This window comes from Ureibacillus sp. FSL K6-3587 (assembly GCF_038593165.1).
Lineage (GTDB): Bacteria > Bacillota > Bacilli > Bacillales_A > Planococcaceae > Ureibacillus > Ureibacillus suwonensis.
In genome coordinates this window covers 826,372-847,836 of the sequence record NZ_CP151969.1, presented here as the reverse complement: position 1 = coordinate 847,836, position 21,465 = coordinate 826,372, and the positions used below count along the sequence as shown (strand labels likewise).

The 21,465-nt window shown below is 41.1% G+C and carries 25 protein-coding genes and 1 tRNA gene; 23 read left to right on the top strand and 3 right to left on the bottom strand.

Annotated elements, in window-relative coordinates:
- Window positions 1-182: 182 nt before the first annotated feature.
- The 7 genes from ggt (at window position 183) to NSS77_RS04115 (ending at window position 6,124) form a co-directional block, all read left to right on the top strand.
- Entirely contained in the window at window positions 183-1,817 is a 1,635-nt protein-coding gene (ggt, locus tag NSS77_RS04145) for a gamma-glutamyltransferase (protein WP_342470527.1), read from the top strand.
- 117 nt (window positions 1,818-1,934) lie between these two features.
- Complete coding sequence (locus NSS77_RS04140; protein WP_342470526.1) at window positions 1,935-2,486, top strand: chromate transporter; 552 nt, start codon at window positions 1,935-1,937, stop codon at window positions 2,484-2,486.
- The gene (locus NSS77_RS04135; protein WP_342470525.1) at window positions 2,483-3,010 is read left to right on the top strand and encodes a chromate transporter; all 528 of its coding nucleotides are present in this window, start codon (window positions 2,483-2,485) and stop codon (window positions 3,008-3,010) included. Before NSS77_RS04140 ends, NSS77_RS04135 begins: the two co-directional genes overlap by 4 nt.
- Window positions 3,011-3,442: 432 nt before the next feature.
- Complete coding sequence (locus NSS77_RS04130) at window positions 3,443-4,762, top strand: GGDEF domain-containing protein (RefSeq protein ID WP_342470524.1); 1,320 nt, start codon at window positions 3,443-3,445, stop codon at window positions 4,760-4,762.
- A gap of 112 nt (window positions 4,763-4,874) precedes the next feature.
- Complete coding sequence (locus tag NSS77_RS04125; RefSeq protein WP_342470523.1) at window positions 4,875-5,084, top strand: helix-turn-helix transcriptional regulator; 210 nt, start codon at window positions 4,875-4,877, stop codon at window positions 5,082-5,084.
- Window positions 5,085-5,102: 18 nt separating this feature from the next.
- Window positions 5,103-5,489, top strand: coding sequence for a hypothetical protein (locus NSS77_RS04120; RefSeq protein WP_342470522.1), 387 nt, complete (start codon window positions 5,103-5,105; stop codon window positions 5,487-5,489).
- Window positions 5,490-5,557: 68 nt separating this feature from the next.
- Window positions 5,558-6,124 (top strand): NUDIX hydrolase, encoded by a 567-nt coding sequence (locus NSS77_RS04115; protein WP_342470521.1) that lies wholly within the window; start codon window positions 5,558-5,560, stop codon window positions 6,122-6,124.
- A 71-nt stretch (window positions 6,125-6,195) separates the two neighbouring features.
- Here NSS77_RS04115 and NSS77_RS04110 read toward each other — a convergent pair.
- Window positions 6,196-6,268 (bottom strand) — tRNA-Ala (locus NSS77_RS04110).
- A gap of 267 nt (window positions 6,269-6,535) precedes the next feature.
- On the opposite strand from NSS77_RS04110, the gene NSS77_RS04105 reads away from it, so the two are divergent.
- The 8 genes from NSS77_RS04105 (at window position 6,536) to NSS77_RS04070 (ending at window position 12,551) form a co-directional block, all read left to right on the top strand.
- Window positions 6,536-8,053 carry a succinate CoA transferase gene (locus tag NSS77_RS04105; protein WP_342470520.1) on the top strand — a complete coding sequence of 506 codons (1,518 nt, stop codon included), beginning with the start codon at window positions 6,536-6,538 and terminating at the stop codon, window positions 8,051-8,053.
- A gap of 92 nt (window positions 8,054-8,145) precedes the next feature.
- Window positions 8,146-9,090, top strand: a complete 945-nt coding sequence (locus NSS77_RS04100; protein ID WP_342470519.1) for a tetratricopeptide repeat protein — start codon at window positions 8,146-8,148, stop codon at window positions 9,088-9,090.
- Window positions 9,091-9,136: 46 nt separating this feature from the next.
- Window positions 9,137-9,643 carry a YfiT family bacillithiol transferase gene (locus NSS77_RS04095; protein WP_342471189.1) on the top strand — a complete coding sequence of 169 codons (507 nt, stop codon included), beginning with the start codon at window positions 9,137-9,139 and terminating at the stop codon, window positions 9,641-9,643.
- A gap of 168 nt (window positions 9,644-9,811) precedes the next feature.
- Window positions 9,812-10,411 carry an HD-GYP domain-containing protein gene (locus NSS77_RS04090; protein WP_342470518.1) on the top strand — a complete coding sequence of 200 codons (600 nt, stop codon included), beginning with the start codon at window positions 9,812-9,814 and terminating at the stop codon, window positions 10,409-10,411.
- A 282-nt stretch (window positions 10,412-10,693) separates the two neighbouring features.
- The gene (locus tag NSS77_RS04085; protein ID WP_342470517.1) at window positions 10,694-11,011 is read left to right on the top strand and encodes a PadR family transcriptional regulator; all 318 of its coding nucleotides are present in this window, start codon (window positions 10,694-10,696) and stop codon (window positions 11,009-11,011) included.
- Window positions 11,008-11,529 (top strand): DUF2812 domain-containing protein, encoded by a 522-nt coding sequence (locus tag NSS77_RS04080; RefSeq protein ID WP_342470516.1) that lies wholly within the window; start codon window positions 11,008-11,010, stop codon window positions 11,527-11,529. The genes NSS77_RS04085 and NSS77_RS04080 overlap by 4 nt, the downstream gene beginning before the upstream one ends.
- A gap of 230 nt (window positions 11,530-11,759) precedes the next feature.
- On the top strand, window positions 11,760-12,020 hold the full coding sequence (locus NSS77_RS04075) for a hypothetical protein (protein ID WP_342470515.1): 261 nt from the start codon (window positions 11,760-11,762) through the stop codon (window positions 12,018-12,020).
- A gap of 87 nt (window positions 12,021-12,107) precedes the next feature.
- Window positions 12,108-12,551 (top strand): NUDIX domain-containing protein, encoded by a 444-nt coding sequence (locus NSS77_RS04070; protein WP_342470514.1) that lies wholly within the window; start codon window positions 12,108-12,110, stop codon window positions 12,549-12,551.
- 231 nt (window positions 12,552-12,782) lie between these two features.
- Here the strand turns inward: NSS77_RS04070 and madM are convergent, their stop codons facing one another.
- Entirely contained in the window at window positions 12,783-13,544 is a 762-nt protein-coding gene (gene madM / locus NSS77_RS04065; protein WP_342470513.1) for a malonate transporter subunit MadM, read from the bottom strand.
- Window positions 13,537-13,938 (bottom strand): malonate transporter subunit MadL, encoded by a 402-nt coding sequence (madL, locus tag NSS77_RS04060; protein WP_342471188.1) that lies wholly within the window; start codon window positions 13,936-13,938, stop codon window positions 13,537-13,539. The genes madM and madL overlap by 8 nt, the downstream gene beginning before the upstream one ends.
- Before the next feature lie 219 nt (window positions 13,939-14,157).
- Here madL and NSS77_RS04055 point away from each other — a divergent pair, with 219 nt between their 5' ends.
- The 8 genes from NSS77_RS04055 (at window position 14,158) to NSS77_RS04020 (ending at window position 21,418) form a co-directional block, all read left to right on the top strand.
- Entirely contained in the window at window positions 14,158-14,811 is a 654-nt protein-coding gene (locus NSS77_RS04055; protein WP_096550207.1) for a GntR family transcriptional regulator, read from the top strand.
- 14 nt (window positions 14,812-14,825) lie between these two features.
- The gene (gene mdcH, locus NSS77_RS04050) at window positions 14,826-15,746 is read left to right on the top strand and encodes a malonate decarboxylase subunit epsilon (RefSeq protein ID WP_342470512.1); all 921 of its coding nucleotides are present in this window, start codon (window positions 14,826-14,828) and stop codon (window positions 15,744-15,746) included.
- Window positions 15,747-15,759: 13 nt separating this feature from the next.
- Window positions 15,760-17,418 (top strand): malonate decarboxylase subunit alpha, encoded by a 1,659-nt coding sequence (gene mdcA / locus NSS77_RS04045; RefSeq protein ID WP_342470511.1) that lies wholly within the window; start codon window positions 15,760-15,762, stop codon window positions 17,416-17,418.
- Window positions 17,419-17,434: 16 nt separating this feature from the next.
- The gene (locus NSS77_RS04040) at window positions 17,435-18,280 is read left to right on the top strand and encodes a triphosphoribosyl-dephospho-CoA synthase (RefSeq protein WP_342470510.1); all 846 of its coding nucleotides are present in this window, start codon (window positions 17,435-17,437) and stop codon (window positions 18,278-18,280) included.
- Window positions 18,281-18,297: 17 nt separating this feature from the next.
- Window positions 18,298-18,609 (top strand): malonate decarboxylase subunit delta, encoded by a 312-nt coding sequence (locus NSS77_RS04035; protein ID WP_016838819.1) that lies wholly within the window; start codon window positions 18,298-18,300, stop codon window positions 18,607-18,609.
- Entirely contained in the window at window positions 18,587-20,272 is a 1,686-nt protein-coding gene (mdcD, locus tag NSS77_RS04030; RefSeq protein WP_342470509.1) for a biotin-independent malonate decarboxylase subunit beta, read from the top strand. Before NSS77_RS04035 ends, mdcD begins: the two co-directional genes overlap by 23 nt.
- Window positions 20,269-20,895, top strand: a complete 627-nt coding sequence (locus NSS77_RS04025) for a malonate decarboxylase holo-ACP synthase (protein ID WP_342470508.1) — start codon at window positions 20,269-20,271, stop codon at window positions 20,893-20,895. The genes mdcD and NSS77_RS04025 overlap by 4 nt, the downstream gene beginning before the upstream one ends.
- 250 nt (window positions 20,896-21,145) lie before the next feature.
- Window positions 21,146-21,418 (top strand): helix-turn-helix domain-containing protein, encoded by a 273-nt coding sequence (locus NSS77_RS04020; protein WP_342470507.1) that lies wholly within the window; start codon window positions 21,146-21,148, stop codon window positions 21,416-21,418.
- Window positions 21,419-21,465 lie beyond the last annotated feature (47 nt).

Genomic DNA, 21,465 nt, shown 5'->3' with positions numbered 1-21,465 from the left:
CCATTATAACGAAATTTGGGGAGGTACCCATTTTTTATTGTCTTGAATCCCTTGAAAATCAAGGGGTGAGAATTATGAAATTAACTCCATAAAATGATAAAAAATCTATTTTTGTCTTTACAATTCGAATTTACAGAATAAAATGAAAATTACGTAGATTTGAGGAAGGGGGAAATGAGTGGATGGTTCAATATAGAGCGGCAACGATGTCGTTGAATGGCATGGTAACTTCGCCACATTATTTGGCATCACAGGCGGGCCTCTCCATTTTAAAGGAGGGGGGAAACGCAATCGAAGCGGCAATAGCGATGGCTTCGACAATTGCGGTGGTTTACCCGCACATGAATGGCATTGGGGGAGACAATTTTTGGCTTATTTATAATGCCAAAGCGAAAGAAGTGAAAGCCGTTAACGGCAGTGGCAGGTCCGGCAAAAAAGCAAACATCGGATTTTACCGTTCCAAAGGATATGATTCCATTCCCGCCCGTGGACCGCTTGCGGCAAACACGGTGCCAGGAGCGGTCCGAGGGTGGGACACGGCTTATAAGTACGGACAAAAGGCAATGGGAAGCACACTATCATGGCGCAAGTTGCTGCAACAAGCGATCCACTATGCCAAGGAAGGATTCCCGGTAACGCCAAGCCAGCACCATTGGACGAAAGTCAATTTGGATGAAGAGGACCAAAATTTCCGGGCATTGGGCCGATTTGAAGAGTTTGCCCGCATCTTCCTAAAGGATGGCAAGCCATATGAAGTGGGAGACGTCTTCATCCAGGAAGATTTGGCGATTACGCTGGGGCTCATTGCAGAGAATGGGGCGGACTATTTTTACGATAGTGAATTGACGGATCGGATGGCGGAAGATTTGCAGAAGCACGGCGGCATATTGACGAGGGAAGATTTCAAAAATCATACGAGTGAATTGGTCGAACCGATTTCCTTGCCATATCGAGGATATATGGCCTATAATCTGCCGCCGAATACGCAGGGAATGGCGTCCTTATCCATCTTAAATATATTAAATCATGTGAATTTAAAAGAGATTGGGGAAGGTACAGCAGAGTACTACCATCTACTGGTGGAGGCCATAAAATACGCTTTCCGGGACAGGGACGCTTACTTGACAGATCCGGCTTTCCACGACATTCCGTTGAGGGAATTGCTGAGTCCGGATCGGGGTGCTGCGTTTGCCGAGAAAATAATGAAAAGCAGGCATGTTTCGACATTGTCCGCCTTGGATCCGAAAGGCGATACCGTATGGTTTGCGGCAGTGGATAAAGAAGGCAATGCGGTTTCCTGCATCCAGAGTATTTACCATGAGTTCGGTTCCGCCTTTATTCCAAAAGGAACAGGGGTGTTATTCCAAAATCGGGGCTGCTTCTTTTCTCTGGATGAAAAGCACGTAAATTCTTTGCAACCAGGTAAACGCTCCTTCCATACGCTCAATTCCGCAATGCTCATGAGGGATGGAAAGCCGGTGCTGCTTTACGGAACAATGGGCGGTGAAGGGCAGCCCCAAACCCAATCGCTGCTTGCAACGCGTATCATCGATTACGGCATGAATGTGCAAGAAGCCATCGAAGCTCCAAGATTTCTATATGGACGAACATGGGGAGCAACTTCCAATACGCTAAAAATGGAAAGCAGGATTCCGGAAAAAGTGCGTAAAGAATTGGAAGCGTTCGGCCATGAAGTGGAAACGATGGAAGAGTTGACGGAACTGATGGGCCATGCCGGAGCTATTTACATCGATGAAAAAGGCGTCAAATTTGGCGGTGCGGATCCCCGTGGAGATGGGGTGGCTTTGGGATATTAGCGGGAAATAAGAAACTGAAAATGGATTTTTTATTAAAACGATGGGCAAGTTGAGTATATCATTTGAACCCTAACCACAATAAAATGGAAAGTTTTCTGACTTGAAAGGGGATCAATCATGGCAAGGCAGAAAGAAATCTTTATTGCCTTCTTCCGTTCCGGCATATTGGGCTTTGGCGGAGGCCCTTCTTCCATTCCGCTCGTCAAAAAAGAGGTGGTGGATACATTTCATATGATGACCGAAGAAGAATTTGCAGATGTTTTGGCCATTGGAAATACCTTGCCCGGCCCTATCATAACCAAAATGGCCGGATATATCGGCTATCGGGTTGGCGGCTGGCCCGGTTTGATCAACGCTTTAGTCGCCACAATTTTGCCGACGGTCATTTTAATGATTCTTTTTTTGACTGTTCTCAATCAATATAAAGATTTTGATTTTGTTAAAGGCATGACGAACGGAGTGGTTCCGGTTGTAACGGTCATGCTTGGGGTGCTCACTTTGGACTTCCTGAAAAAATCGAAGAACTCCCTTGGTTGGAAAATTGGCGGAATCATTTTTGCCGCTTCCATCATCGGAATCCTGATTCTTCAGCTTCATCCAGGAATCATCATTGCGGCGTTGCTTGCCGTTGCGCTGATTCTTCCTGTTAAGAAGGGGGAGAAACAATGATTTACATCCAGTTATTTTTAGCCTTTTTTTATCCGGCGATTTTGGGGTATGGCGGAGGCCCGGCTTCCATTCCCTTAATTGAGCATGAAGTGGTGGATAAGTATGGTTGGATGACAACAACGGAATTCAGTGAAGTGCTGGCATTGGGAAATGCTTTGCCCGGGCCGATTGCAACGAAAATGGCCGGATACATCGGCTATGAAGTTGGAGGTATTCTGGGAGCGATTGTGGCCTTGTTTGCGACGGTTGGCCCTTCACTAATGGCAATGCTGATTTTGCTCAACATTTTATACCGCTATCGCCAATCCCAAAGGGTGAAAAGGCTGTCCAGCTTCGTGCTGCCGGCGATTGCGGTATTGCTTGCGGAAATGACTTTTGATTTTGCGAAAACTTCCTATGACATGATCGGATTGATTGCCACATTCCTACTCATCGCGGGAGCATATATTGCCCTTGAAAAATTCAACGTTCATCCTGTTTATGTGGTAATGATTGGACTGGGAATTGGCGGTATATTTTTATAAATAGGGAAATAGACAAGTTTTTGGGGGGCATCCATTCGGAGGCCTTCCATTTTATTCACTGTTTTTACTATAAAAAACATAAAAATGATAAAAACCATTATTGGTAGTAACAAAGTCTTTGTAAATTTTTAGTCATAGTAATAAAGTTTTAAAAAATTTTTACTAATTAGACATTTGAATTGAGCTGATAGTTATATATAATGAATGATAGTTGTTAATAAAAGCATGATTTTACTATCGAGCTGGCAAGGTCGATAGAATTTGAGTGGGCACGTGGTGAGATCGATGATTAATTTAAGATTCAAAATAATTGTGAGTATCGTTGTTTTATCCATACTTAGTTCGTCGTTGATAGCGGTCATAAACTATATACACCTAAGGGATCAAACAATAGAGGAAAATGAATTGGAATTTACCAGGATTGAAAAAACAATGAAAGATTCTATCGAAACTTATGAAAAAGCGATTCAACTGTTGGATAAAAACACCGCTGTTGCAATGGAAGAAAATACGGGCAAGATTATCCGGATGTATAATGAAAATCCGGATTTTGATGAATGGGATTTTCAGGAATTATATAAACAATTGGGGATGCACATTTATATCATCAACGAAGAAAATGTGATCACTCATGGCAGTTTTCCGGATGATATCGGACTCGATTTTAATGATTGTTGCCAAAAACTTGCGTCTTTATTGGATAAACGGAGAGAGTCGGGACAATTTTATCATGATACGATGGATATCGAACAAAAAACGGGGAATGTAAAAAAATATAGTTATATGGCTACGCCCGATAAAAAATATATTATTGAATTGAGCTACAATTTAAATGAAAACGCCGTTTACAATGCTTTCAATTTTTTTTACACCATTGATGAATTAAAAAAATTATATCCCTATATTTACGATGTCAACATTTTAAATATTGGCGGACTGGCTTTGGGTAAGTCGTTCAACGAAAGAAGTTTGACGAAAAAAGAGCGTGAATCCTTCGAAGCGACGTTGACTTCAAAAGAAACGAATGAACTAAAAGGGGATTGGCGGGGCAAAACGGCCACTTTCCGGTACATATATTACGATTCGATTTTTGATGAAGATTTCGCCCAGAACAAAGTCATAGAAATCATCTATGATGATCGACTTTGGAGCGCCAATCTGGTCCAATACAGAAAAATGTTTATCGTTCAACTGTTCATTATCTTCAGCTTTGTTTTTGTAATTTCCTTTGTCATTGCAAGACCGATGTATTTGGCCTACCATGACCGATTGACGGGACTGGCAAACCGCTCCGCCTTTGATGAATTAAAGTCAGCGGTAAAGGCGAAAAAAGGAAAGAAAACGGCATTTTTCATGATCGATTTGGATTATTTTAAAGTGGTGAATGATGATTTGGGCCATCAGGCAGGTGATACGCTTCTGAAACAAGTGGCCAATATTATCCGTTCGGTCATTCCAAAGAACGGTGCGGTTTATCGCTACGGAGGCGATGAGTTTGTCGTTATCCTGAACTCCACGACAGATGAAGAAGCGGAAGAAGTGGCGAGGAACATCATTAAAGAAATCAATGATTTCATTGAACAACATAAGGATGTGAATAAAACAGGGGTTTCCGCCAGTATCGGCATCTCCTTTTATCCGGATGATGGGGATACAAAGCAAATGCTGTATAAAAAGGCGGATATGGCTTTGTATGCCGCAAAGAAAAAAGGGAAAGGCCAATATGCCATCTTTCAAAAAGACCACGAATAATGGGAATTGGACGTCTATAAGGCGTCCAAATTTTTTTGGAATTTTTTATTGTAAAGGGTGCTTGATGTAAAGCTTATTTTACATTATCCTTTATATTAAGGGAGGAAAAAACTTGAAAAATCATCTAGCAAAGTTCAGACAAGAATTCGGATATTCGCAGGACAAGTTGGCTGAACTGTTGGGGGTATCGAGACAAACCATCATTTCCATTGAAAAGGGAAGATATAATCCTTCTCTTCCGTTGGCATTGATGATCGCCAAATTGTTCGATTCAAAGGTTGAAGATATTTTCATATTGGAAGAAAAAGATTTTAAAAAGTAGATGAAGGTGGTGAAACATATGAAGGGGGATAAAACAAGCCAAATTGTATTTTGGATTGTTGGATTTCTGCTTCTTTTATCCAGTGTTTTGATAAGCATAGTTTCGCTTACGTTTGGCAAGTTTCCAGCCGGGCATGAAATTATGTTGTTTGGGCTCAGTATCGTCACACTTTGCAACGCCTATTTATATCCCCAATTCAAGGCCAATGATGAACGTTCCAAACGGATTCGGGAAAAAGGAATGTTTGTAAGTTATTTTTTTATTATGGGATATATATTAGTATTGATGCTGCTGTTTGAATTTAATGCACTCCTTTTAAACGGTTATCAGACTGTGTGCGTATTGGCGACGTTGATCATGATAACGGTTTTTTCATCTTTCGTTGTACTGTCGAAACGTTATTGATAGTTCAAAGGAATATTTGTACTTTTTCTGCATGATAAAATAAAGAATATACTAGAGGAGCAATCAACATGGATTTACGCCAACAAATCGAAAACTACATTCCCTATAACGCACAGGAAGAGAAGGACAAAGAACTCATTCTCCGCTATATGGATACGTTTGATAATTTACTGACGAGGGAGAATGAATTCGCCCATTTTACCGCTTCTGCATGGATCGTGAACAGAGACCGTACTAAAGTGTTGATGATCTATCACAACATTTATCAATCATGGTCTTGGGTTGGGGGGCATGCGGACGGAGATGCCGACTTATTGAGAGTGGCCATCAGAGAAGCGAAGGAAGAAACGGGACTGAAGCAGGTGAACCCCGTATTGAATGACATATTCTCAATAGAAATTTTAGGCGTCGCAGCCCATGAAAAACGGGGAAAACATGTGGCAACGCATGTGCATTTGAATGCCACTTATTTATTGGAAGCCGATGAACTGGAAACATTGCACATCAAGCCGGATGAAAACAGCGATGTGAAGTGGTTTGTATTGGATGAAGCGGTGGAAGCGAGCACGGAAAGGGATTTGCAAGTGGTGTACCGCAAGTTGAACGAAAAATTGCGTTTATTACAGAATAAATAATAGATTTTGTAGAAAAATATTATACTGTGCAAAATAAAAAGAACCGCAATCGATTTTGCGGTTCTTTTTTATGGAGCATACCGGGCTCGAACCGGTGACCTCTACACTGCCAGCGTAGCGCACTCCCAACTGTGCTAATGCCCCGTTCATAGAGTATTATATGCAATTTCATAAAATTTTTCAATATGGTTAAACTATAAAAATTAGTTATTTCTGTATAACGATAGTTTTTTTCTATTATATTCATAAAAATCTTTTATTAGACGAACGTATAATACATCTTTACAATTGAAATTAAAGGGCTTGTTCATAAAATGTTCAAAAATTTGAAATGGAAAATTTTGTGTATTTTATGTTCGTAAATGGTAAAGTGAATTCTTAAAATTACTATATATACGAGGTGACTAGTTGATGGAAAAAGACTTAAGCCAATTTATTAGAAACAAAGCATTTTTAGACAAAATCGTTTCTGCCGAGGAAGCGGCGTCTTGGATCAAAGATGGCATGAACCTTGGTATGAGCGGATTCACTCTTTTTGGTGAGCCAAAAGTGTTCCCAAAAGCACTTTCAGAGCGCGGTAAAACAGAAAAATTCAAAGTGAATGTGTATACAGGCGCGTCTTTGGGTCCAGCTGCTGACCAGGCAATGGCGGAAGCGGATATCGTAAACTTGCGCGTTCCATATCAGGCAAACCCTGTAATGCGTAAGAAAATCAATTCCGGCGAAATGTATTATATCGACCAACATTTATCTCATACAGCGGAAGAAGTGCGCAAAGGCACTTTAGGAAAAATCGATTACGCGATTATTGAAGCGGCAGCAATCACAGAGGATGGACTTATCATTCCGACAGGTTCTGTAGGTAACTCTCCGATTTTTGTCGAAAAAGCTGAAAACGTTATCATTGAAGTTAACATTTCTGCTCCTAGAGCGTATGAAGGTTTACATGACATTTTTATCCAAAAGGAACAAGGTGAACGTAAAGACATTCCACTTTACAATGCTTCCGACAGAATCGGCGAAATTGGAATTCGCGTAAATCCAGAAAAAGTAAGAGGCGTTATTATTTCTGAAGAGCCGGACATTCCTTCGCCTCTATTCGAACCAAATGAAGAAACACAAGCAATTGCAGACCACTTGATTGACTTCTTAAATAAAGAAGTGGAAGAAGGAAGATTGCCAATTTCATTAGCTCCACTACAATCAGGTGTAGGTTCTGTAGCTAACGCAGTTCTTAAAAATATGAAAGACGCACAATTTAGAGATGTAGTTGTGCACTCTGAAGTATTGCAAGATGGTATCTTCGACTTAATCGATGCAGGTATCGTGAAATTCGCTTCAGGTACTGCGTTCTCATTATCTAAAAAACGTGTTGATTCCTTAGCAGAAGACTTAGAAAAATATAAAGGTAAAATTATGTTCAGACCACAAGAAATTTCGAACAATCCAGAAGTAATCCGTCGATTAGGTGTTATCTCATTCAACACTGCTTTGGAAGTGGACATTTATGGTAACGTAAACTCTACTCATGTGAGCGGTACACATATTATGAACGGTATCGGCGGTTCTGGAGACTTTGCGCGTAATGCAAGAATTACTATTTTCGTAACGCCTTCTTTAGCAAAAGGCGGAGCAATTTCGGCAATTGTTCCATTCGTTTCTCATGTTGACCATACGGAACATGATGTGGACGTAATCATCACTGAACAAGGTTATGCAGATCTTCGTGGACTTCCTCCAGTGAAGAGAGCAGAAAAAATCATTGAAATTGCTCATCCATCATACAGACCTCAATTACGTGCGTACTTTGAAGAAGCGAAAGAAAAAGTGGGTGGTCAAACACCTCATATCTTAGAAAAAGCCTTCTCCTTCCATCAACATTACAAAGAAAAAGGTACAATGTTATTTGAAGAAGCAGAAGTAAAATAATGTAAGTTGAGAAAGGGTTACGCATATTGTACAACGTAACCCTTTCTTATATTTTATAAGGAGAATAGAGAGGGGATATTTGGGGGTACTTAATGAATCTGAATCAAAAAGCGATTGAATATTATGAACGAAATGCATACGGGAAAGCGATGGACCTGTTCCATGAGGCATTAAATCAATATAGAGATGTGCAAGCATTGAATAATCTTGCATGGATGTATCTTTATGAAGAAGAGGACGTTGATCAAGCCTTTGAACTGATTCAAGAAGCGGTTGCATTGAATCCCGCGTCTCGTTTCCCTTATAACATTTTGGGGGAAATCCATATTAAACGGGAAAATTGGAAAGAAGCAAAAGAGGCATTGGAGAAGTCCATATCGATTCAACCTTCCAGTGAAGCGCGAATCAATTTGGCGGCGGTTTATTATCAACTGGGTGAAATGGAACCTGCTGCGAAATATTATTTGCAGTCATCGGAAGATCCGGATATTTCAGAAGAAGATGCCGACCTTTCAATGTATTGCTATATAAAATGTTTGATCGATTTGGGAAAATTCCAAGATGCAAAAGAAGCATTGGATTGTTTTTTCCGGAACAAAAAATCGGAGAGTTCTATAGGAGAAATTGAAATTGCCGATTTATATATTGAGATAAATAATTACAATGGAGCGATTTATTGGTTTGAAAAAGGATGCAATGATAGCTTGAGCAGTCCTTATTGGATCAGCAGATTCGCTTATGCTTTGTATAAGATGAACCGTTTATCCCGGCTGGATGAAGTGATCAAAGAGGCAATTGCAACAACAAACAAAAGAATAGAAGAAGTGTTGCAAGAGGAAACGGATGAATACTGGACGGAGAATGATCGGAAAGAGTTGATAGAAACCTGCAGGGAAGAAATCGATTATTATGGACAATTGAAAGAGAAGTTGGTTTCGGGGTATATTCCGAAATTCCTGTTTGCCGCTTATTTTACCGGCGGGTGCTATTTGTTTGGATGCAAGCAACATGGGCATCCTGAATACAAAAAAATATAAGCGGCAGGGAGTCAGACACAATCATAAATAGGGAGTGGATGATATGGTGGATGTACGATACCCGATTGGGGAATTGAAAGTTCCTGAAAAAGTGACTCTGGAACAGGTACAGAAATGGTTAAAGGACATTGAAACATTTCCGATTCGCTTGAGAGAAACGGTGGGCGTATTGAATGAGGAAGAATTGAATAAAACGTATCGCGAAGGTTCTTGGACTGTCCGCCAGCTAGTCCACCATATTGCGGATGCCCAAGTGCACATGTACATACGTTTGAAGCTGGCACTGACGGATGACAATCCCGATGTGGCGGTATTCGATGAAAATATTTGGGCAGTCTTGCCGGATACGGATCTTTCGGTGGAAAGTTCCATAAAAATCATCGAAGGATTGAATGAGCGGATTGTTTCATTGGGAAAAAGCCTGACGGAGGAACAAATCAACCGTACTTATAACCATCCAATCAACGGAAAAACGGCCGTGGGAGCTGAATTTGCGAAATTATATTGGCATGAGGAACATCATTTGACCCATATCAGAATAGCATTGTCATAATATCCGATGGGCATGTCAAAGTTCGGTGGCCGGGTTTTTATAAACAACCAGTCTGACACAAAAGGTTCAATATTGGAAAATCATCGGTTTTTTTCAAAACAATAAAGTTGACTATGCAAACCCCATTTATTAATGTTGTTCATGATTAAAATTTTAGAGGCGAACTTTATGAAACAGGAACTATATTGTGTGTTTTGCAAATTGATGAGAGAACTGGGCGAAAAGGATCCGCTGACATTTCATCATTCGAATAGAGTGACAAAAATCGCAGTGTTTTTTGCAAAGGAACTGGGTTTGTCAAAAAATGAGAGAAAAAAGTTGGAAGTTGGCGCTTTGCTGCATGATATCGGCAAAATAAAAATCGATGGTGATATTTTAAATAAAAATGGAAAATTGACAGATGAAGAATATGAACAGATCAAAAAACATCCTTTGTATGGATTTGAGATTTTGGAGAATAATGGATTATCCGATGAGATATCCCAACTGGCCTTATTCCATCATGAACGTTGGGATGGAAAGGGGTATCCGTATGGTTTGGCAAAGGAAGAAATTCCTTTTCTTTCCCGGTTATTGGGCTTGGCGGATACATTTGAAGCCATGACCGGATTAAGGCCATACCGTAAACCGTTCACATGGAAGGAAGCATACGAAGAAATCGAAAGAAATACCGGAACCCAATTTGATCCGACATTGGCGAAGGAATTTTTAAGATGGATGGAAAAGAAAGATTTTGAGAGCACGGTTCAATCCGTTTTTGTCAGATAGGCATTTTGTATTAGTAATCCAATTTCTAAGAAAAGTATTTATAACCACTTTCACTTTGAAACCTTTTAGATGGGCTTTCGTTAAGGGGAGGCTTTCCAATATGAGGTGACAGAAGTGCAAAAGTGGTTTTTTTATTGGCTTCAATAATCAGGCATTCAACCGTTTGCCAAAGCAGGTTAAAGGGTTTTTTGTTTGGAGGAAAAAAGTGATTGAAAAATATATCGGCACCTGATATATTTATATCAACAGACGATATATCGGATGACGATAGGTGGTGCGAAAATGGATGAAAAAACGCCTCTGACAGAAGGAGTCTATTATATACTTTTGGCCCTTTATGAACCACGGCATGGATACGGAATCATGCAATATGTTTCCGAACTGAGCAAAGGAAGGGTGGAACTTGGACCGGGCACCGTCTATGGAGCCATCAAATCCCTTGTGAAACGGAAATGGATCCAGCCATTGGAAGAGGAAGGACGGAAAAAGGAGTACGTCATTACGGAAGAAGGAAAGCAAGTAGTGGAAGCGGAAATCCGGCGGCTGGCGGAGCTGTATCATAACGGATTATTCATAACCAAAGGAGGGCAATCGGAATGAGAAAGGTGAAATATCGTTTTTTTCTGGACTATGAAAAAGAAGAAAAATGGATCAATGAAATGGCAAAAGAAGGATGGCACCTTGAGAAATTTACAACCGGACGTTTTGTATTTACAAAGGGCGAGCCTGGCACATTTATTTACCGTAATGAGTTTTTGGGGAACTTATCGAAGAAAGAGAAAGCGGAATATTTTGAGTTCCTTCAGGACAGCGGCGCGACGATTGTGCATGAATTCTTTGGCTGGATCTATGTGAAAAAGCCGGCAAGTGAAGGAACGTTTGAACTGTATACGGATGCAAGCTCCAAAATAACCTATCTTAATCGCATCTTAAATACGTTTCTTGTTCTTTTTTTGGCCAACATTGCCGGTGCAGGGACGAATTTCACGTTGTTGGGGCAATCGGACACAGGGGTTATGCATGGAGTGGTTGCCTTCTTCAATTTGTTTGTGGCGGTGCTTTTATCCATTCCGATGATGAAAATCAACAAGAATAAAAAGAAATTGCAGGAACTTTGAGGGAAAGAAAAAGCCCTCTTCCGTTGATGGAAGGGGGACTTTTTTGTGAAAAAATATGATGGATCACAGTTTGGTATAAAAAGTTGGCGGTTAATGGAATAGTTCCTTGGAAGTAAAAAGAAAAAAGAATTTTACAATGGCTTTGTAGATAGAAAAGAGGATGGAAAATTTATCAAACCTGCTGTATATTTGAGAAGATAGATTTCTCTTAATATAAGTAGGTGAATGATTTGCAATTATTGAAAATACTTCTTGGAGCGATTTTCATTTTGTCGGGATCGATATTGTTTGGGCTTGTCCATGCGGCCATCACCATTCATTCAGCAGGATATACGATTGAGAATTTTTTCTATAATGTATATTGGACGAGAAACTTGGTGCCGTATATATTGGGCGTTCTTCAATTAATCCTGGGTATCCTATTAATTGTTTTGGGATTAAGAGGGGAAAAGGCAGTGGAAGCGGAGGAAGCCGCAGGGCAAGAAAAATAGATTTCAGCCATCAGGAAGAAGAAAAAGGGTCAAAATATGAGGTAGATAATGTGCCGGTTTACTATAAGGCAACAAGGAGATTCAGCCATGGAGTATTATAAGTTTTTGAGACAATATGTAGGGACAAAACCATTGATTTTGCCGGGTTCAGTGGTAATCATCGGCAATGGCAAGGGAGAAGTGCTTTTGCAAAAACGCCCTGAAGGAAGATGGGGGCTGCCAGGAGGACTGATGGAGCTTGGGGAAAGCTTTGAAGAAGTGGCTGAGCGGGAAGTGCGGGAAGAAATTGGCCTCGAGATCCGAAATTTGCAACTCCTGCACGTCTTTTCAGGAAAAGAATTTTACACAAAAGCCCCAAACGGAGATGAATTTTACAGTGTAACCGCCGTGTTTTACACCGAGGAATTCGGAGGAACCCTTCAATTTCAGCACGCTGAAACCCTCGAAGTCCGTTTTTTCCATAGGGACCGTCTGCCGGAGAATATGGTGGGAAGTCATCGTATGTTTATTGAGCGACTCGGGAGTTTATAGTAAGTTTAGTGTATTGTTTGATTTCTGTTTTTGGGACGTCAAAAAGAATGCACCTTTTCCAACACCAGCGGCATTCGAACAGGTACATTCCAAAATTGAGAAAATTATATTTAGTGGCTCTTTTCTGTTTTCAAAAGCGATAAACCCGAATTCAAACAACGAATATCCATTGATTGGCACCTCTCTGTAAGAGTGATGCATTACAGAAGAGGTGCTATGGTTTCCAATCGATTACAAGAAAGTATCTGTAATTAAGAATAGGAGAGTAGGACACAATAGACAGCCTAAACCCGTATAGAATGTGGCTGTAACAGCGCCATAAGGAACCAACTTAGGATCGGTTGCTGCCAAACCGCCCGTTACGCCGGAAGTTGTCCCCATTAATCCGCCATAAACCATGGCAGACGTTGGATTATTTAAACCGATGAATCTGGCGACAAATGGAGTGCCAATCATCACTAATACGGATTTTACTAAGCCTGCTGCAATACTGATGGCAATCACTTCTGAACCGGCATTTAATGCGGCGCCTGTCACCGGACCCACAATATACGTAACGGTTCCGGCGCCGATGGTTGTAATGCTCACCGCATCCCGGTAGCCGAACACAAATGCAAAGATCACCCCTACAATAAAGGACAACACGACGCCGATAAACAGGGAGATGACGCCCCTAAAACCGGCTTTTTTAATTTCATCAAAGTTTGCACCAAACGAAGTAGCAACAATGGCGAAATCTCTTAACATACTTCCTCCTAAAAAGCCCATTCCTGCTAAAACGCTTACATCTGCAATTCCTTTCGAGCCGCCGGTGGCTACCCCACCAAAGTAGGCCAATACCAAACCAATCACAATGGCAATAGCAGAGCCATGAATCCTGCCTTTTGTCAATTTATCGGATATGAAATAAGCAAACCACATCGTTAACCCGACAACAACAAATGCGGTAATCAATCCATTGTTTACAAATACATTTTTGATTAAATCAAGCATCCGTTTCCCCCCTCACGATGGCTTCATGAAAAGTAGATTCAGAACGTTTTTTTCCGCTTAGTAGGGGAACGCATGCCCAACTAATTATAACAACGCCGATCCCCGCAATAATGGCTAATGGACCGCCTGTTAAAGCGCCCAATACGTTTTGACTGGCTGCCATCGCAATGACAACCGGAATATACATTTGATTCCAAAAACTTAAGCCTTCTAATGAAGGTTTAGAAATTTTCCCAGTTTTGATCAACTTATCGACAATAATGATCAAAAGCAGCATGGCAATTCCTACGCCACCAACATTTGAATCGACTCCCATTAATGCCCCAATGAATTCACCGACAATTGAACCAACCAAAAAACACCCAGCCAAAATGGCAACACCATAAATAACCAACATTTAACACCCCTTTTCGTGAATTAATAGAATATTCAGTCGACTGTATATTTGTAAGTATCATATTTCATGAAAAGAAATAAATCAATAATAAATTTGAACTAAACAGAAAAAAAATGAATTTTCGATTGAAAATGTGCATTTCCTGTATTATGATTTATGTACACAGTCGACTGTATATTTAAAAAATACAGAATATAGGATAGAGAAGTGATGAACATGGAATTTTTTATTAATTATCCATCAGATAACGCTTTATCAAGAATGGTTGCAGAAAAAATCATCGAGCAAATATTAAAAGGGGAATTAAAACCGGGGGATAAAATTGTTGAAAGCACTTATGCCGAATTGTTCAACATCAGCCGCTCTCCAGTCAGAGAAGCGATTTATTTGCTCACAACCGAAGGATTAATAGAAAGAATTCCAAGAAAAGGTGCTTTTGTCAAAGGTTATACACTATCCGAAATTCAAGATTTATTAGATATTCGAAATAATATCGAGCTATTATCAGCGAAAAAAATTCGAGATCCACATAAAAAACAAGATTTATTAAAAGAATTGAAGCTTATTTTGGATGAAATGGATGACTGTTGCAACCGACTGCAATACGTATATCTTAACTACGCATATCACTATACGCTCATCAAATTTAGCGAAAGTTCCGTATTAGAAGAAGTGTATAGTAAAATCAGCCTTCCTCTTATTCGAATTCAAAGCATTCACTTTTCATTAACGGAAGCGGTAGAAAACTCGAAAACAGAGCATCGAAAAATGTATGAGTTTTTAAAAGAAAATAGAGTAGAAGAATTTATTTCACTGCTTCGCAAACATACGGAAGATGTTATTACCAATGTCAGCAAAATTTTATTCTAGAGAGGAGGCTTATATTGAAAAGTGCTTTTCTCTTTCCCGGGCAAGGTTCTCAATACGAAGGAATGCTCTATGATTTGCCTGATGATCCGGCAGTAAAAGAAATCTTGGAAGAAAGTGAAGAAATATTAAATATTTCCATTGACTCATTGCATACGAAAGAAGCTCTCTCATCGACCAAGGCGGTACAACAATGTTTATTAATCGCTTCTGTCAGTGCATTGAAAGTGTTTGAAAAAAATGGGCTAATCCCCCATTTTGTTGCAGGCCATTCCGTTGGCGCATTTGGAGCTGCTGTAGCTTCCGGCGTTATTTCATTTGAAACGGCATTAAAGTTGGTAACGAAGCGGGGGGAACTCATGGAAAAAGCCTATGATTCCGGATACGGAATGGCTGTCGTATTAGGATTAGATGAATTTAAACTATCCGACATCGTTAACGGATTATTCGATGAAAAAGAGCCGGTATATGTCTCTAACCGAAATGCGCCCACTCAAATAACCTTGTCCGGTTCCATCAAGGGTTTAGAAAAAGTCATTGAATATGTTAAAGCCAATGGCGCTGCGTCAGCCCATCTGTTAAATGTATCGACGCCTTCCCACTGTCCGCTATTTCAACAGGTCAGTGAAGAACTGATGAAGGAATTGGATCATTGCGACTTGAAAAATCCGAAAATTCCGATTTCAAGCAACATCAATTCAAGATTATTAACGACGGCTGATGCGGTAAAAGAAGATTTGGCAAATAGTATTTGTTATCCGGTTCGATGGCATGATGCCGTCAACTTGCTATATGAGATGGGAGCAAAATGTTTGATCGAAATGCCGCCAGGGAATGTTTTATCGAAGTTGGCCCAACAAGCATTTCCTCTTGTTCAAACGCTGTCTGTCTCAATGAATGGAATAGATGATTGTTTATATGTCATGTCAAATCAATAAAGGGGTGTTCAGAATGGTGATTTCAAGTGTGGAAATGGAAAGGAAATCTTGGACTACAAGAGTCGAAGCGAAAAAGAAAACAATCGAAAGTGTCCAAGGTCTTGTTGACGGAGTGATTATTCCGACCGAGCGCATAGTAGAAGTATTGGAGCGCTTAATCAAACCTGGCGATCGGGTGGTACTGGAAGGGAATAACCAAAAGCAAGCTTCGTTTTTATCTAAATCTTTAGTGCAAGTGGATCCGAAAAAAGTTCACGATTTGCACATGATTATTTCAAGCATTTCAAGACCGGAACATTTAGATATATTTGAATATGGAATTGCCAGAAAAATAGATTTTTCTTATGCGGGTCCACAAAGTCTCCGAATCGCTCAAATGATAGAAGACGGAAAAATAGAATTAGGCGACTTGCATACGTATATCGAGCTGTATGGGCGATTGTTTGTAGACTTAATTCCGCAAGTGGCCCTCGTTGCGGCAGATAAGGCGGATCCATACGGAAATCTTTATACCGGCCCAAATACAGAAGAAACGCCGACATTGGTAGAGGCTACTGCGTTCCGAGACGGCATTGTCATTGTGCAAGTAAACGAAATTGTCGATGAGTTGCCTCGTGTTGATATTCCAAGTTCATGGGTGGATTTTGTGGTTGTGGCAGATGAGCCATATGAGCTGGAACCGTTATTTACGAGAGATCCAAGACACATTACAGATATTCAAATTTTACAAGCAATGATGATTATTCGCGGCATTTACGAAAAGCATGGGGTTAAATCGTTAAACCATGGCATCGGTTTTAATACGGCCGCTGTGGAATTGCTGTTGCCAACGTACGGTGAATCATTAGGGTTAAAAGGAAAAATCTGTACAAACTGGGTTTTGAATCCTCATCCGACACTGATTCCGGCGATTGAGTCCGGATGGGTCGAGAGCGTCTATTGTTTCGGCGGCGAGTTGGGGATGGAAAAGTATGTGGAAGCAAGAAGAGATATTTTCTTCACAGGAAAAGATGGCAGTCTTCGCTCAAACCGAACTTTAGCCCAACTAGCTGGCCAATATGCAGTGGATTTATTTATTGGCTCCACATTACAAATGGATGCATTAGGAAATTCCTCCACTGTCACAAGAGGGCGGGTTGCCGGCTATGGGGGAGCACCGAATATGGGGCATAACCCTGGTGGACGAAGACACGCAACAAATGCTTGGTATAATCTCAAAACTTCTAATGATCCGCTGGCAAGAGGCAAAAAGTTAGTCGTGCAAGTGGCTGAAACATTCCAAGAAGCAAACAAGCCGGTCTTTGTTGAATCCCTTGATGCCATTCATGTGAAAGATCAGGCAAAGCTACGAGTGGCGCCAGTGATGATTTATGGAGAAGACGTGACACATATTGTGACGGAGGAAGGAATTGCTTACCTTTACAAATCAGATAGTATGGCTGAAAGACGAGAAATGATTGCGGCGATTGCAGGGGTAACACCGATTGGCATGGAACATAATCCGAAATCAACTAAAAAGTTGCGAGAGAAAGGGCTGATTGCAATGCCTGAAGACTTAGGAATCCGCCGTTCTGATGCCAAACGTTCATTGCTTGCCGCCAAAAACATTGATGAACTCGTGCAATGGTCAGGAGGATTGTACAACCCACCAGCTAGATTCCGCAGTTGGTAAGGAGAGGGGGAGACAAGTGATTGACGTATACCAATTATCATCCACATTAGCTGAATTGGCAGTAGCCTCACTCATTGAGGAAGTCTCGCTAACTCCTAAACCCGGGCTTGTGGACCGAAATGACCAAGGTTCACATGATGATTTGACGTATCAACTGATGATTGAATCAGCGCAAAGTTTACGAGAAACCTTTTATCAAATGGCTTTTGAGTCGTATGGTGAAAAGCCTTCTCAATATTTGCGGGAAAGAATCGGTGAGATTGGCCGGCAAGGAGAAATGAGGATGTTTCAAGTGACAAAGGGCGTCAACACCCATAAAGGAGCCATTTGGTCCCTTGGATTAATAACAGCCGCGGCAGCCATCCATTTTGGAGCGTGCGATGAAGAGACCCTTTGTTTTACTGCGGGTGAAATTGCGCATTACGAAGATCGTTTTATTCCCTTTCAACGGACAAATGGCATGAAGGTGATTCAAAAATATGGAGTTTTGGGTGCGAAGGCGGAGGCACAATTGGGTTTTCCCCACATTCGCCATTACAGTTTGCCGGAATTCAAGTCATCGGTACAACGTTATAATTATGAGATTGCAAAGTTTCGCGCGTTACTGGCGCTCATGGCAAATTTAGATGATACGTGCCTATTGCACCGCGGCGGCATGGAAGGATTAACATTTGCCAAACGGTACGCAAAGAAGGTTCTGAAAAATGGGAATTTAGAAGAACTGGAAGACATGAATGAGCAATTTGTGAAGCGGCATTTATCGCCAGGAGGGAGCGCTGATTTACTGGCCGCCACCATTTATATCTATAAAATTTGTCAAACGCAATATGCACATCAAATGGCAGTTGTCACAACCAGCTAAAAAAGGGGAGAGGTAGAGTGGAGAAGTTCACATATTCGTTTCCAGCAACAAAGAAAATTACAAATCGAGCCCATGTTGGCGTTGTCGGATCAGGTGATTTGGAAGTGCTTGTGGAACCGACTGATGATAATCAAGCAGTATTTGAAATTCGTACGGGGATTACGGGCTTCCAAGATACGTGGAAAAAAGTCATCGAGCGTTTTGTCAGCCTAAATGATGTTTCAGCCCGCATTACGATTAACGATTTCGGGGCAACGCCGGGAATCGTTTCCCTTCGTTTGGCACAAGCAGTGGAGGTGAGTGGAAATGGTAAAGGTTATGACGAATAGTTTAGTAGAAAGTTTTGCGCGGGAAAGGGCATTCCAGCTGCTTGACCAAGGAAGCGCTTATGAAATTTTAGGCCCTTTTGATCGGTTTGGGTCTCCGCATTTGGAAAAACAAAACATCGTCCCTCAATTTGATGATGGCATGATTATTGTAAAAGGAAAACTGAATGGCAATGATGCCGTCGTGATCTCCATTGAAGGAAAATTCCAGGGCGGCGGAATTGGGGAAGTGTCGGGAGCCAAGTTCGCAGGCACATTGGAAAAAGTCTTAAAAGAATGCAAGAAGGGCAATAGGATATACCCTATTATCATTTACGATACAGGTGGAGTGCGTTTGCAAGAAGCGAATTACGGCTTGCTCTCCATTGCGGAAATCAGTGCGGCCATCGTGGAATTGCGCAAGTATGTGCCTGTTGTCGGCATCATTCCAGGAAAAATCGGATCGTTTGGCGGCATGTCGTTAACAGCGGGACTATGCAGTGCATTGATTATGACGCGGGAAGGCCGATTGGGAATGAACGGACCGGAAGTCATCCAGCAAGAAGCGGGCATTCGGGAACTGGATTCCAAAAATAACCCATTGATATGGAAAATGATTGGTGGAGCAGCACGTAAAGAAGCTGGATTGATTGATATTTTGGTGGAAGATGATGTACAGAACTTTAAAGAAGCGATTTTGAGCGTTTGGAACGGAGAAATTGAACTCAAAAATAGAACAAAACAAATTGATTATTATTTATCGTTATATAAATCTTGTACATTGGAAGAAAGAATATTGCCAGAAGTTGCAAGGGAATTGTTAGCGGCAGGAACTGAAAGGCAAAATACAGAATTGCCGGTTCCAACAGAAGTTGTACAAAGCACAGGGAGAAAGTGGTTCGACTTATTAACGGATGGGAAGCCGTCCATAAGTGAAGTTCCGTCGGTATTAGTAGCAGATACAGCGATAAATGGCATCAAAGCACGCGTCATTGCGGTTGTACCAAATCCGGAAAGCATTTATTACCGTGCCCGGAAAGGGGAAGTTGGTTTATTGGAAGGATGGACCATCGCAAAATATGTGCAGCAGGCGATTGATGAGGACTGCGATGCAGCCGAAAAACGGCTAATTATTCCGATTGTCGATGTACCAAGCCAAGCCTTTGGTTATCATGAAGAATTGCTCGGCCTTTATTTGGCTTGTTCCGCGGCAATCGATGCTTATGCAACAGCGAGACTTGCAGGGCATCCAATTGTGACGGCGATTGTTGGAAATGCGATTTCCGGGGCGTTCTTGTCCCATGGCATGCAAGGGAACCGATTAATCGCTTTAAATGATGATGGCGTCAACGTCCATGTGATGTCGAAAAAGTCGGCGGCAATCATCACGATGCGTTCCATCGAAGAACTGGATGAAGCAGCGAAGGAAGTTCCGGCGATGGCTTATGATATCCAGTCCTTCAATCAACTGGGAGCTCTTTATCAATTGTTGGATGGCGTTAATGCGAAAAATCCAAATGAGGAAGACAAAAAGGTGGTAATGGATGCCATTATAGATGCATATTACGACATTCAAAAGCACAAAGCCCGGGATTTATCTTGCCGGTTAACATCTGAAATTGCGAGAAGCGTCGGCAGAGCGGCTTCGATTAAGGTAAGAGAGATGATTGAGGCGCAATGGAATTGAAGGTACATGATATTGTGAAATGGGAAAGCATTGATCATCTCGAAAAAACAACGCCGATTCCGGATTGGGTGTATGATGCACCGGCAGCCAAAAACTATGGGGTAGTCAGAAGAATGCCGATTATGAACGATATGGTTCCCATCGGTTTGCGCGGCAGTACAAGGGAACAGCGCTTCGGAACGTTTATTCATCAAAGCCATATTGTAGAAGTGATGACGCCTGTGGATTTAGTGGATCGAATTGAAGGATATACCAATAAAATACATTTTCCTACTTTGAAAAAAATAAAAGAGGATTTTGAACAATTCAACTTACTATGGGGGCCGACTGGAAGCGTCGGATTTGAGCTCGCAACGGGTATTTCGGTGACGACAGAAAGAAGCGATATTGACGTATGCATTTATATGGATGTAATAGATAGGGAATTGCTAGTAGAAGTAGGGAAGTTTTTAAAAACGTTGGAGCGAAGAGTCGACGTACAGGTTGAACTGGCTTCTGTCGGTGCGTTTTTATTACATGACTTTTTAAAACACGAAAAATTAGGGTTTGTGATAAGAACGCCATTTGGTCCTCAATTATGCACGACAGTAGAAAACCAAATTCGATTACTTGTAAATCAATAAAAGAGATGCGAAAGCGTCTCTTTTTTTGTGAGTTGATTGCTTCATAAAGAAGGACAATAAGAGTGTTTTTGGCAAGTAGAAAATGGTTCTTACGCAATCTTGGTGATAGGGAGGGAGTAATTGAGAAAATCAGTGTGCAAATAGAATTTTTTAGATTCTCATTCTCAATTAACTCGACTTTTCACCAAAAGAATGTAAGAGCCATTTTTAGTTTGCCATAAACAACCAATGGCCAGGCAACATAAGGGAAATGCAAAACGTACTTGAGCATGCCGTCATATTCAGCGATTCTCCCGTTATTAAGTTAGAAGACTTACCGGCCTACTTAATGGAAAACAGGATGAGTCATACCCTCACCCACCAACAAAAGGACCTATCACTCATCGAAGTGGAAGAGCAAAAAGTGCTGATCCGACTTTTAGAAGAAACCGAATGGAATCTATCAGCCGTCGCCAAAAAAATGAATATCGCCAGGTCCACTCTTTATCGGAAGTTAAAAAAATATGAGTTAAAGCGGAAATAAGGTGAATTTTCCTCTGATATACGATATTAATAGAACCTTTACCGCGG

Coding starts and splice junctions, on each gene's coding strand:
- ggt (WP_342470527.1), top strand. CDS start 183: ATGGTTCAATATAGAGCGGCAACGATGTCGTTGAATGGCATGGTAACT.
- NSS77_RS04140 (WP_342470526.1), top strand. CDS start 1,935: ATGGCAAGGCAGAAAGAAATCTTTATTGCCTTCTTCCGTTCCGGCATA.
- NSS77_RS04135 (WP_342470525.1), top strand. CDS start 2,483: ATGATTTACATCCAGTTATTTTTAGCCTTTTTTTATCCGGCGATTTTG.
- NSS77_RS04130 (WP_342470524.1), top strand. CDS start 3,443: ATGAAAGATTCTATCGAAACTTATGAAAAAGCGATTCAACTGTTGGAT.
- NSS77_RS04120 (WP_342470522.1), top strand. CDS start 5,103: ATGAAGGGGGATAAAACAAGCCAAATTGTATTTTGGATTGTTGGATTT.
- NSS77_RS04115 (WP_342470521.1), top strand. CDS start 5,558: ATGGATTTACGCCAACAAATCGAAAACTACATTCCCTATAACGCACAG.
- NSS77_RS04105 (WP_342470520.1), top strand. CDS start 6,536: ATGGAAAAAGACTTAAGCCAATTTATTAGAAACAAAGCATTTTTAGAC.
- NSS77_RS04100 (WP_342470519.1), top strand. CDS start 8,146: ATGAATCTGAATCAAAAAGCGATTGAATATTATGAACGAAATGCATAC.
- NSS77_RS04090 (WP_342470518.1), top strand. CDS start 9,812: ATGAAACAGGAACTATATTGTGTGTTTTGCAAATTGATGAGAGAACTG.
- NSS77_RS04085 (WP_342470517.1), top strand. CDS start 10,694: ATGGATGAAAAAACGCCTCTGACAGAAGGAGTCTATTATATACTTTTG.
- NSS77_RS04080 (WP_342470516.1), top strand. CDS start 11,008: ATGAGAAAGGTGAAATATCGTTTTTTTCTGGACTATGAAAAAGAAGAA.
- NSS77_RS04070 (WP_342470514.1), top strand. CDS start 12,108: ATGGAGTATTATAAGTTTTTGAGACAATATGTAGGGACAAAACCATTG.
- madM (WP_342470513.1), bottom strand. CDS start 13,544: ATGCTTGATTTAATCAAAAATGTATTTGTAAACAATGGATTGATTACC.
- NSS77_RS04055 (WP_096550207.1), top strand. CDS start 14,158: ATGGAATTTTTTATTAATTATCCATCAGATAACGCTTTATCAAGAATG.
- mdcA (WP_342470511.1), top strand. CDS start 15,760: ATGGTGATTTCAAGTGTGGAAATGGAAAGGAAATCTTGGACTACAAGA.
- mdcD (WP_342470509.1), top strand. CDS start 18,587: ATGGTAAAGGTTATGACGAATAGTTTAGTAGAAAGTTTTGCGCGGGAA.
- NSS77_RS04020 (WP_342470507.1), top strand. CDS start 21,146: ATGCAAAACGTACTTGAGCATGCCGTCATATTCAGCGATTCTCCCGTT.